Source organism: Marseilla massiliensis, from assembly GCF_016899855.1.
Taxonomy (GTDB): domain Bacteria; phylum Bacteroidota; class Bacteroidia; order Bacteroidales; family Bacteroidaceae; genus Prevotella.
Genome location: NZ_JACJJG010000075.1, coordinates 1 through 12069, shown reverse-complemented (window position 1 = coordinate 12069; position 12069 = coordinate 1). Strand labels below are relative to the sequence as shown.

The 12069-nt window shown below is 54.2% G+C and carries 6 protein-coding genes; 4 read left to right on the top strand and 2 right to left on the bottom strand.

Annotated elements, in window-relative coordinates; translation table 11 throughout:
• The 3 genes from H6A34_RS10945 to H6A34_RS10935 all read left to right on the top strand — a co-directional run.
• Nucleotides 1–1798 (top strand): MutS-related protein (locus H6A34_RS10945; RefSeq protein WP_338088662.1); only part of this gene is annotated, 1798 nt, incomplete at its 5' end.
• Nucleotides 1799–2084: 286 nt separating this feature from the next.
• On the top strand, nucleotides 2085–6563 hold the full coding sequence (gene gltB / locus H6A34_RS10940; protein ID WP_205105545.1) for a glutamate synthase large subunit: 4479 nt from the start codon (nucleotides 2085–2087) through the stop codon (nucleotides 6561–6563).
• 142 nt (nucleotides 6564–6705) lie between these two features.
• Nucleotides 6706–8052 carry a glutamate synthase subunit beta gene (locus tag H6A34_RS10935; RefSeq protein WP_205105544.1) on the top strand — a complete coding sequence of 449 codons (1347 nt, stop codon included), beginning with the start codon at nucleotides 6706–6708 and terminating at the stop codon, nucleotides 8050–8052.
• 215 nt (nucleotides 8053–8267) lie between these two features.
• On the opposite strand, the gene H6A34_RS10930 is transcribed toward H6A34_RS10935, so the two are convergent.
• The gene (locus H6A34_RS10930; RefSeq protein ID WP_205105543.1) at nucleotides 8268–9536 is read right to left on the bottom strand and encodes a tetratricopeptide repeat protein; all 1269 of its coding nucleotides are present in this window, start codon (nucleotides 9534–9536) and stop codon (nucleotides 8268–8270) included.
• Nucleotides 9537–9955: 419 nt separating this feature from the next.
• Nucleotides 9956–10930 carry a bifunctional diaminohydroxyphosphoribosylaminopyrimidine deaminase/5-amino-6-(5-phosphoribosylamino)uracil reductase RibD gene (gene ribD / locus H6A34_RS10925; protein WP_205105542.1) on the bottom strand — a complete coding sequence of 325 codons (975 nt, stop codon included), beginning with the start codon at nucleotides 10928–10930 and terminating at the stop codon, nucleotides 9956–9958.
• Between the two features lie 97 nt (nucleotides 10931–11027).
• Between ribD and H6A34_RS10920 the strand changes: the two genes are divergently transcribed.
• Nucleotides 11028–12035, top strand: coding sequence for a YqiA/YcfP family alpha/beta fold hydrolase (locus H6A34_RS10920; protein WP_205105541.1), 1008 nt, complete (start codon nucleotides 11028–11030; stop codon nucleotides 12033–12035).
• The last annotated feature ends 34 nt before the right edge of the window (nucleotides 12036–12069 follow it).

The following is a 12069-nucleotide window of genomic DNA, read 5'->3' as shown; positions in this document are numbered from 1 at the left end:
GGCCGACAGGCTGTCGTGTGAGATAAGTTCGCTAAAGAAAAAGGGACGCATGTACGTAACCCTTGAGCTTGCCACGTTCGGCCTTGCCGTGGTGGCAGCCGTGGTCTACTGCGCCTACGGCATGCAATGGCCCTACCTTGCGGCTACCGCGGTAATGATGGCGGCATACGCCGCAGTGCGCTCCTGCGACGTAAGGAACGGACGCAGGATAGAAAGCCTAAGGCGGCTGCACTCGGTCTACACCAAGGAGAGGCGGTACATGGAGGGCGACTACTCGTGCTTCGGCGGCGGAAGCAGGTATATCGACCCGTCGCATGCCTTCACTTTCGACATGGACGTGTTCGGACACGAGTCTCTTTTCAACCGTATCAACCGCTCGGTGACCACCGGCGGCAGCGACACGCTGGCCTCATGGCTGGGCAACCTGCCCAAGGACAAGGCCCAAACGGAGCGCCGCAGACAGGCCGTAGACGAGCTGGCGGGCATGGAGAAGTGGCGCGCCGAGTTCATGGCAGACGGCCAGGGCACGACCGACAGCGCCAACGGCAAGCACAAGGAGATAGACACTGCGGCCATACTTGACGCCGTAACCCAGGTAAGCGGCATGGACATAGCGCCCAAGGCGGGGCAGGCGTGGACATTGGGCGTGGCAATAGCGGCCCTTACAGTATTCGCCCTGCTCATCATACTGTCAGCCATCGGCATTATGCCGGGCACGATAGCCGCGCTATGGGGCGTGGTACAGATGTTTATCGTGATAGGACTCAACGCCCGCTCGATACGTAACATAAGCCGCGCCGTGGAGAAGATGCACGCCAACCTGCGCACGTACATCAGCCTGATACGCCGGATCAGCGACGCCGGATTTGCCTGCGCCGAGCTTAAGGAGTTGCAGGCAAAGCTGTCTGACGGCGACGGCGGAGCCCTTGAATCGTTCGGCAAGCTGTCGGGAATACTTGACAGCCTCGACCGGCGGGGCAACTTCATCGGGCTGATACTGTTCAATATGTTTGCCCTGAGCGATTATTTCCTCGTGCGTCGGTTCCTCAAATGGCAGCGACTTTACATGCGAAGCATTACCGAATGGACCGACTGCGTTAGCCGCGTTGACGCCCTCGTGTCGATGGGAACGTTTCGTTTCAACGAGCCAAAAGCCACGACGGCCGAGGTGATAGAGGCCGACGAGGTGGTGTACAACGCCCGAGGACTGTACCATCCATTCCTTGGCGACAAGGCGGTGCGCAACGACTTCAACATCAGCGACGGCCACTACTACATCATAACGGGCGCCAACATGGCCGGCAAGAGCACCTTCCTGCGCTCGATTGGCGTAAACTACATCCTCGCAATGAACGGTATGCCGGTGTTTGCGGACAGCCTTCGGGTGTCAGTTTTCAACCTGTTCAGCAGCATGCGCACGTCAGACGACCTGAGCCGGGGCATAAGCTATTTCAATGCCGAACTGCTGAGACTGAAGCAACTGCTTGACAACTGCCGCCGTGCGACACGCACGCTCATAATACTTGACGAGATACTGAAGGGCACAAACTCGCTCGACAAGCTTAACGGGTCGCGCCTTTTCCTCAAGGCCGTGGCCCAACTGCCCGTCACGGGGATAATTGCCACCCACGACCTCGAGCTGTCAAAGATGGAGAATGAGGAGAACGGGCGGTTCCATAACTGGTGTTTCGAAATAGAACTGACTGACAACATCACCTATACTTATAAGATAACGCCAGGAGTCGCACGCAACCAGAACGCCACGTTCCTGCTTAAGAACATACTGAAAGACACGTAGACGCCAATACGTAAGATACATGATAAGCCCCGTTTGAAGATTATAAACATATAAAAATCTACAAAACGGGGTTTTATTTTATTTTGTAATAAAACACGAACAAATAGATTACAAATAGAAACTTCACTGGTGCTATTTTGATAAAAATCATAACACAAACCTAAAAAGGTTGCAAAAAGTTAAACAATTCACGCTTAAAAACACGGTCAAAATGAAAGTATTTTTGTAATTTTGCAATCAATTTGATACGTGTTATTAGTTTTTACAACTTAAATGCAACTAAGAAATGGGAAATGGATTGTATAATGCCGAGTACGAGCACGACGCGTGCGGCGTCGGAATGGTTGTCAACATTCATGGCAATAAGAGCCACGAACTGGTTGACAATGCGCTGAAAGTACTCGAGAACATGCGCCACCGCGGCGCCGAAGGAGCCGACAACAAGACCGGCGACGGTGCGGGTATAATGTTGCAGATACCCCACGAGTTCATACTTCTTCAAGGAATACCAGTCCCGGAAAAAGGAAAATACGGTACGGGACTTGTCTTCCTGCCCAAGGACGGCAAGCGCCAGCAGGACATCCTGAGCGTGATGATAGAGGAAATCGAGCGCGAAGGACTGTCGCTGATGCACCTGCGCAACGTGCCGACGGCGCCTGAATGCCTCGGAGAGACGGCTCTCGAAAGCGAACCCGACATCAAACAGGTGTTCGTAACTGGCGTCACGGACGACAAAGTGCCGTCTTTTGAGCGTACACTGTACCTCATCCGCAAGCGCATAGAGCGCCGCGTGAGCGACAAGGACTTCTATGTCTGCTCGCTGTCATCCAAGAACATCGTGTATAAAGGTATGCTGTCGAGCCTCCAGCTGCGCCAGTATTTCCCCGACCTTACCAACAAATACTTCACCAGCGGCCTCGCCCTGGTACACTCAAGGTTCTCTACCAACACGTTCCCAACGTGGAGCCTCGCGCAGCCTTTCCGTCTTCTGGCCCATAACGGAGAAATCAACACCATACGAGGGAACCGCGGCTGGATGCAAGCCCGTGAAAGCGTGCTCAGCTCTGACGCCCTCGGCGACGTCAAGGAGCTGTCGCCCATAGTGCAGCCGGGCATGAGCGACTCGGCCAGTCTTGACAACGTGTTCGAATTTTTCGTAATGTCGGGACTCTCGCTTCCCCACGCCATGGCGCTGATGGTACCCGAGAGTTTCAACGACAAGAACCCAATATCGGAAGACTTGAAGGCCTTTTACGAATACCACTCTATCCTGATGGAGCCGTGGGACGGCCCCGCCGCGCTACTGTTCAGCGACGGCCGCTACGCAGGCGGTATGCTCGACCGCAACGGATTGCGCCCCGCGCGCTACACTATCACCAAGAACGACATGATGGTGGTGGCCAGCGAGGTCGGCGTTATGGACTTCGACCCGTCTGAAATAGCGGAGAAAGGACGCCTACAACCGGGAAAGATACTGCTCATTGACACCCAAGAGGGAAAGATTTACTATGATGGAGAGATAAAAGAGCACCTCGCCGCAGAGCATCCTTACCGCCGTTGGCTGTCCACCAACCGTATCCAGCTGGAGAAACTGAAGAGCGGACGCAAGGTGGACAACGCCATAAGTGACCTCGTTCGGCACGAGCTCATGTTCGGATACGGCGCCGAGGACATCGACAACACCATCATTCCGATGTGCGTCAACGGCCAGGAACCTACCGCAGCGATGGGCAACGACACTCCGCTTGCAGTGCTGAGCGACCGTCCGCAGGTGTTCTTCAATTACTTCCGACAGCAGTTTGCGCAGGTGACAAACCCCGCAATAGACTCAATCCGCGAGAGCCTCGTCATGTCGCTGACCGAATATATCGGCCGAGTAGGCTCCGGAATACTACGCCCGGACGAGTCAAACTGCAAGATGGTGCGCCTGCCCCACCCAATACTTAACAACACCCAGCTCGACATTCTTTGCAACATACGATACAAAGGGTTCAACACCGTCAAGCTGCCGATGCTCTTCGAGTGCTCGAAAGGCGAGGACGGACTGCGCGACGCGCTTGACAAGCTGTGCAAGGATGCCGCCCGCAGTGTTGACGAAGGATATAATTACATCATCCTTTCCGACCGCGACATCGACGAAACGCATGCCGCCATACCTTCACTCTTGGCCGTCAGCGCAGTGCATCATTACCTTATATCAGTAGGTAAGCGTGTGCAGACCGCCCTGATAGTGGAGAGCGGCGAGATACGCGAGACCATGCACGCGGCCCTCTTGCTCGGTTACGGTGCGTCAGCGCTGTGCCCCTACATGGTGTTCGCAATCCTCGACGACCTCGTAAAACGCAAGAAGGTACAGGAAAACTACGAAACCGCCGAGGCAAACTACATCAAGGCGGTGAAGAAGGCGCTGCTGAAAATCATGGCGAAGATGGGTATCTCTACCATACGTTCTTACCGAGGAGCCAAGATTTTCGAGCCTATCGGCCTGTCGGAGAGCCTTCTAAAGACATACTTCGGTACCGAAATATCAAGTATCGGAGGTATAGGGCTTGAGACAATAGCAAAAGATGCCGTGGCAATGCACGACGAGGGATTCTCAAAGAAGGTTGAAACCGACTTCCTCCCGAACCTCGGACAGTTCCATTACCGTAAGGACGGAATACGCCACGCATGGAATCCTGAGACGATAGCGACGCTCCAGCTCGCCACGCGCAACGGCGACTACAAGAAGTACAAGGAGTTTACCAAGCTGGTAGACGACAAGGCTGACGCCATATTCATACGCGATTTCTTCGACTTCAAGCGTGCAGCCACGCCGATAAACATAGACAAGGTAGAGCCTGTTAGCGCCATCGTGAAGCATTTTGTGGCAGGAGCGATGAGCTTCGGTGCGCTGTCAAAGGAGGCGCACGAGGCCATAGCGCTGGCCATGAACAAGCTCGGCACCCGCTCTAACACGGGCGAAGGCGGCGAAGACAACGAGCGTTTCCACTCCATGATGGACGGAATATCGCTCTCAAGCAAGACAAAACAGGTGGCGTCTGGACGCTTCGGAGTGACAACCGAGTACCTCGTGAACGCCGAAGAGATACAAATCAAGGTGGCACAGGGCGCAAAACCGGGCGAGGGAGGCCAGCTGCCGGGCTTCAAGGTTGACGAAGTGATAGCCAAGACTCGTCATTCCATACCCGGAATATCGCTTATCTCACCGCCACCCCACCACGACATATACTCCATCGAGGACCTTGCGCAGCTTATATTCGACCTGAAGAACGTCAATCCGAAGGCTGCGATAAGCGTCAAGCTGGTAGCCGAGAGCGGCGTGGGAACCATCGCTGCGGGCGTTGCCAAGGCCAAGGCTGACCTCATTGTGATATCTGGCGCCGAAGGAGGAACGGGCGCCAGCCCTGCGTCGAGCATGCGCTTTGCTGGCATTTCGCCTGAAATAGGCATTAGCGAGACGCAGCAGACGCTCGTGAAGAACGGTCTGCGTGGGCAGGTAAGGCTACAGGTTGACGGTCAGTTGAAGACCGGACGCGACATAATAATAATGTCATTGCTCGGCGCCGAGGAGTTCGGCTTCGGCACGTTGCTGCTCATCGTGCTCGGATGTGTCATGATGCGTAAGTGCAACTTGAACACTTGTCCGCTCGGAGTGACCACCCAGAACCCCGAACTGCGCTGCCACTTCATGGGCAGATACCAGTATCTGGTCAACTATTTCACATTCCTCGCGCAGGAGGTTCGTGAATACTTAGCCGAGATGGGATACACCAAGCTCGACGACATCGTGGGGCATACAGAGCTGATAGTGCGCAAACCAGCCGAAAAGGGCAGCAAACCGTCAATGCTCGACTTCACCCGACTGTTGCACAAGGAAAGCGGAACGTGCTCACTAAAGCATACGACCGTACAGCATCATGACCTCGACGGCATACTCGACCGACAGATTATACACTCTGCACAGCGTGCCATCGGAGAACAGGAAGAGGTAAACCTCGACTACGCAATCAAGAACACCGACCGTGCCGTGGGCACAATGCTGAGCGGACTCATAGCCGAGAAATACGGAGAAAACGGTCTGCCTGACTCTACGGTGAACATAAAGTTCAAGGGAAGCGCGGGCCAAAGCTTCGGCGCGTTCCTCGTAAAAGGTGTCAACTTCAAGCTGGAGGGCGAGGCTAACGACTATTTTGCCAAGGGCCTCAGCGGCGGACGCATAGCGATATTGCCGCCCGTGCGCAGCAACTTCAACGCCGAAGACAACACCATAGCAGGCAACACGGGCCTCTACGGAGCCACTTCCGGCGAGCTGTACGTCAACGGTAAGGTAGGCGAACGCTTCGGCGTGCGCAACTCGGGAGCCATAGCGGTAATCGAAGGGGCAGGAGACCACTGCTGCGAGTACATGACCGGAGGCCGCGTTGTAGTGCTCGGCGAGACCGGACGCAACTTTGCCGCAGGAATGAGCGGCGGCGTAGCGTACGTGTGGGACAAGCGCCACAACTTCGACTACTTCTGCAACATGGACATGGTGGAGATAAACCTCGTGGAGGAAAGCTCGTACCGCAAGGAGCTGCACGAGCTGATTCGCCAACATTACCTATACACCGGCTCGAAGCTCGCGCGCACTATGCTCGATGACTGGAACCGCTACGTCGAGGACTTCATACAGGTTGTCCCAATCGAATACAAGCGTGTGCTCCAGGAAGAGCAGGTAAGGAAACTGCAACAGAAGATTGCCGACATGCAGAGAGACTATTAAAGAATTAAGAGTTAAGAATTAAGAATTAAGAAAAATAGCATTGCTAACAACCACAAGTCATATTTTCTTAATTCTTAACTCTTAATTCTTAATTCCACAAGTCATATTTTCTTAATTCTTAACTCTTAATTCTTAATTGAAAATGGGAGACCCTAAAGCATTTCTTACGATACACCGCAAAGAAGCGGGATACAGACCGGTACATGACCGTATTCATGATTTTGGAGAGGTAGAGCAGACCCTTAACTCTAACGACCGCCGCCAACAGGCTTCGCGCTGCATGGATTGCGGCGTGCCCTTCTGCCATTGGGCGTGCCCGCTGGGCAACAAGCCGCCCGAGTGGAACGACGCCTTGTACAAGGGCGACTGGGAACTGGCATACCGCCTGCTCAACTCCACCAACGACTTTCCCGAGTTTACGGGGCGTATCTGCCCGGCGTTGTGCGAGAAGGCGTGCGTGCTTAACCTTATGGAGCACGAGCCTACGACCAACCGTGAGGACGAGGCGGCAATAACCGAGCACGCCTTCGAGGAGAACTACGTGCGCATACACCACCCCGAACGCAACGGCATGAAGGTAGCCGTGATAGGCTCCGGCCCCGCCGGACTTGTCGCCGCTAACCGCCTTAACCTGTCGGGCTACACGGTGACGGTGTTCGAGAAGAACGAGGACGCCGGCGGACTGCTGCGCTACGGCATACCTAACTTCAAGCTGAACAAGGCCGTAATCGACCGCCGCATGGACGTGCTGCGCGCCGAGGGCATAGAGTTTAAGTTCAACCAGAACATCAACGTTGAGAAGCTGCCCGACGGTTTCGACGCCTACGTCATTGCAACGGGCACTCCGCAGGCACGCGACCTCAACATTCCGGGGCGCGACCTGAAGGGCATATACTTCGCCCTTGACATGCTGGCACAGCAAAACCGTGTGCTGGCGGGCATGGAGTTCAAGCGCGAGGAACTGGTAAACGCCAAGGGAAAAGACGTGCTTGTCATCGGCGGAGGCGACACCGGCAGCGACTGTATCGGCACAGCGCACCGCCAAGGCTGCCGAAGCGTGACGCAGATAGAGATTATGCCGAAGCCGCCCGTCGGTCCCGAAGACCCGCAGAACCCGTGGCCTAACTGGCCGCGCACGCTCAAGACCACGTCGAGCCATGAGGAGGGATGCACCCGCCGTTGGAACATCAACTCGCTGAAGTTCATCGGCAAGGACGGAAAACTAACCGGAGTGGAGGTGCAGGAGATAACATGGAAGCCCAATCCCGAGGGCGGCCGCCCACTGATGGAGCCCGTGGGCAAGCCCGAAGTGATAAAGGCCGACATGGTGCTGCTGGCGATGGGCTTCCTGAAACCGCAGCAACCGAAGTTCGCCCCGAACGTATTTGTAGCCGGCGACGCCGCCAGCGGAGCCTCGCTCGTAGTGCGCGCTATGGCCGGCGGACGCGATGCGGCACGACAAGTGGACGCATTCCTCTCGGCAAAATAGCGCAAGGCCATAATTAACTGATAATCAGCATATTGCCAAAAGGCCGTCTTTTACCTCGTAAAAGACGGCCTTTTATCGTGCGATTGACGGCCTTTCGCATCACAAAAGGCCGTCAATCATATTCTTATCTTCCGCAGGCGGTGTAAAGGCATGCCGCCAGTCGGACACGCGGCGGGGTACGGCGTGACTGTCAGCGGCAGGTAACGACACGGCAATCAGAACGGAAAAAACATTTTGAGACTTTCCTCATACGCCTTTTCCCGGGCCTTGTCACCAAAGCGTTTGGCTTTTGCCGCGTCTTTCTTGACACCTTTTCCCTCTGAATAAATTTCGCTTAATATACTGAACGTAGAGCTGTCGTCATAGCGGCTGACCACCGCCTGTTCGAGCCAATAGGCCGCTTGGGCATAGTCTATCTCCGTAACAAACTCGTTGCCGTTGTAATAATAACGCCCTAGGGCGTCCTGGGCTTCGCCTGCGCCAGCCTCGGCTTTTTTCTGAAGGGTGTATAACAGTTTTTTACCCCAATACAGGTAGTATTGTTTCCCTTTCTCGAATAGCGGATCCAATAGGCTCTCCATGGCGTCGGTATTCCCGTTCAAACCCGCTTGCTCATACCACCTTATGGCCATTTTCTCGTTCTCTTCGGTTCCGATACCGTACTCGTAGCAGTTGCCGAGATAGTATTGCGCTTCGGCGTTGCCCTGCTCCGCCGACTTACTGAACCAGTAGAACGCCTTGTTCTCGTCGGCCTCGTCAATGCCCCGGCCTTCCGCATAGCATGTGGCGAGGGCCAGTTGTGCCTCGGCAAAGCCCTGGTTAGCCGACTTGCTAAACCAGAAGAAAGCTTTTTCCTCGTCCAAATACTCATAAAGACAACGCAAGGCGAGGTCGTACTGTGCCTTCGGGTCAGTCGGGTTATTTGGGTTGGCGGTCTTTTTCCGGTTGACGGCCACGTTGTTTTTAGCGGTTGACGACTGTTGCCCTGGATGGTATTCAACGCCGAGTTCCCTCAACTCCAGCAGCGAGCCTTTATCTTCAAGGCCACTTGTTCTATAGTATTCGTCGACAGCTTTCTTAAACCAATAAATAGCCCCTGGATAGTCTTTCCTACAGACTCTGAGAAAATTCCCAAGAGAATGATACGCAAGGTCATATCCCTGAGCAGCCGACTTACGCAGCCATTTCTCGGCTTCATCATAGTCTTTGGCTACGCCGTCGCCGAACTTATAGCAGAAGCTAAGCAGGTGTTGGGCTATGGCGTGCCCCTGTTCAGCGGCTTTTAAAAGCCATTTTGCAGCTTCACGGTAATCTTTTTCAAAATCCAATCCACCATAACTGTAGCCATGATAGTAGTAATCGCCTACCTGATATTGCGCATTTGCATCACCGGCCTGCGCCTTGCGCAACAGCTGCGACTTACTTTGTCCATACGCCGTAAAAGTGAAAAGGACGAGTAACAAGAGTGTTAATATATGTTTCATGGTTGACAATAATAGTTAGTAATTATTGTAAATGGTATGTTTACAGTCCCGTTTCATGTTATTTCATACTCTACAAATATAGTGAAAAGTGAGCGCAATGGCAAGAAAAAACGAAGTTTTTTAACTTTGTTTTGCCGAACCGAATCCTATATTCGTGAAACATAGACACGGATAATCGCTCCATTAGCAATTGGAAATGCGTAAAACAACACCCCAAAAAGGCGTTTCACGACACAATCCGCGCAGCGAAAAGCTGGAGTCCGCAAGCAGTCAAAAATCACTTACGCAACGCATTGATACTCAGCGCATTACAAAAGGCCGTCTTTTACCTCGTAAAAGACGGCCTTTTATCGTGCAATTGATGGCCTTTTGCAACGTAAAAGGCCATCAATTAGATTCTCGTTTTCCGCAGGCGGTGCTCATTCCTGCCGTTTGGCGTAATATATTATCACGTTATCGCCGTAAATATCACGGCGTGTCTGCACGACATTATCGGGCAAACGTGGCGCGCGTGTGCCCCCCGTTACTGTCTTGGCGGCCACCTCCACACGTATCTCGTCCCACCAATCATTGTTCTGTAGAAATCCACTTAAAGTCTCGGCGCCGCCCTCCACGATAAGCGACTGCACCCCTTCGTCATGCAGCCAGGCGAAAAGTTGTGGTATGACGGGCCGCGAGAAGTCGGCCGACGGGCAGAAAGGACGGTTGCGGTCGATGACTATACGGCGCGGATTAGGCCCGCTCCAGTGGCGCACGTCAAGACGGGGGCGGTCGCGCTCGGCCGTCACACGGCCCACGAGTATAGCGTCATACTCGGCCCGGAGCTTGTGCGACAACATCTGGGTTACGGGCGTCGACAGCATCGTCGGACTGAAGTTGTCGTCAAGATAGCCGTTGGCCGTCATGCACCACTTCAGCAGCACATACGGCCTTTGCCGTTCGTTGAAGGTGATGAAACGCTTGTTCAGTTCCTTGCACTCACGTTCCAGCACGCCGACGGTGACGTCAATGCCGGCGTCAGTCAGCCGTTTGATACCCCGCCCGTGCACCTTGGCGAACGGGTCGACACATCCCACTACTACACGTCTCACCCCTTTCCGTACTATCAGGTCGGCGCATGGCGGCGTGCGGCCGTAATGCGAGCACGGTTCGAGGCTTACGTATATCGTCGATTCGCGCAAAAGAGCCTCGTCGTCGGGCTTAACCGAGGCGAAGGCGTTGACCTCAGCGTGTCCCTCACCGCACCTTACGTGGTATCCTTCACCTATTACGCGCCCGTCGCGGCTAACTATTACAGCCCCTACCATGGGGTTCGGCTTGGCGTTTTGCCGCCCGTTGAGCGCCAGTTGTATGCAACGGCGCATGAATTTCTCGTCGATTTCCCTTTGTTCCATAATGCAAAAATAATCCATTATTCACTATCCGTTGTTCATTGTTCCTGATTTTTTCACTAATTTTGCATATACCTTATCCCATAACGGCAACAAAACGATGGAAATAAACTACAAGATACAATTTCCCGGAATGATGAAGGGAAAGAAAATACTGTACGTCCACGGCTTCGCTTCGTCGGGGCAGTCGGGCACGGTGACCAAAATCCGCGAGATGATTCCCGACGCGACTGTCGTCGCTCCGGACCTTCCGCTCCATCCGGAGGAGGCTCTCGCCCTTTTAAGGGACACCTGCGCAAAGGAACAACCCGACCTTATCATCGGCACGTCGATGGGCGGAATGTACACCGAAATGCTTTACGGGTATGACCGCATAGTGGTAAACCCGGCATTCCAGATGGGCGACACCATGCTGAAACACGGCATGTTGGGCAAAAATACGTTCCTTAACCCGAGGCAGGACGGCGTTCAGGAGTTCATAGTAACCAAGGCTCTGGTCGAGGAATACAAGCAGATAACCGCCCAATGCTTCTCCGCCGTGACACCGGAGGAGAGGGACAGCCGTGTGTTCGGCCTCTTCGGCGACGCCGATCCGGTAGTACACACAATGGAACTTTTCGCCGAGCACTACCGCAACGCCATCAGTTTCCACGGCGAACACCGCATGAACGACACCGTGCTGCTGCACTCCGTAATACCCGTTGTACAATGGATAGACGACCGTCAGGAGGGTCGCACCCGCCCGGTAATCTACGTCGGCATTGACACTCTGCGTGACCGCTACGGCAAACAGCAGTCGAGCGCGATGAAAGCGTACCGCACTCTGCTCGAGAATTACACAATGTACGTCGTCGCCCAGTCGCCGACGAACGACCCGAAATACATCTCCGACGTTGCGTCATGGGTGCAGGACGTGGTCAATGTGCCCGCATGGAACCATCTTGTGTTCACCAACCGTCTTGATCTTCTTTACGGCGACTACCTCATCGAGCCGTCAGACGACTTCGGCGCGACCGACTTCGTGGGCACACGCATCCGCTTCGGCGACGACACTTTCAAGACATGGGAAGAGATAATCGAGTTCTTCGGCAGGCTGGGAGGACAGTGAATAATTAAGAATTAAGAGTTAAGAATTAAGAAAA

Bases quoted from the DNA above. Each gene is read 5' to 3' on its own strand.
- H6A34_RS10930 (WP_205105543.1), bottom strand. From the start codon at position 9,536: ATGAAACATATATTAACACTCTTGTTACTCGTCCTTTTCACTTTTACG.
- gltB (WP_205105545.1), top strand. From the start codon at position 2,085: ATGGGAAATGGATTGTATAATGCCGAGTACGAGCACGACGCGTGCGGC.
- H6A34_RS10920 (WP_205105541.1), top strand. From the start codon at position 11,028: ATGGAAATAAACTACAAGATACAATTTCCCGGAATGATGAAGGGAAAG.
- H6A34_RS10935 (WP_205105544.1), top strand. From the start codon at position 6,706: ATGGGAGACCCTAAAGCATTTCTTACGATACACCGCAAAGAAGCGGGA.
- ribD (WP_205105542.1), bottom strand. From the start codon at position 10,930: ATGGAACAAAGGGAAATCGACGAGAAATTCATGCGCCGTTGCATACAA.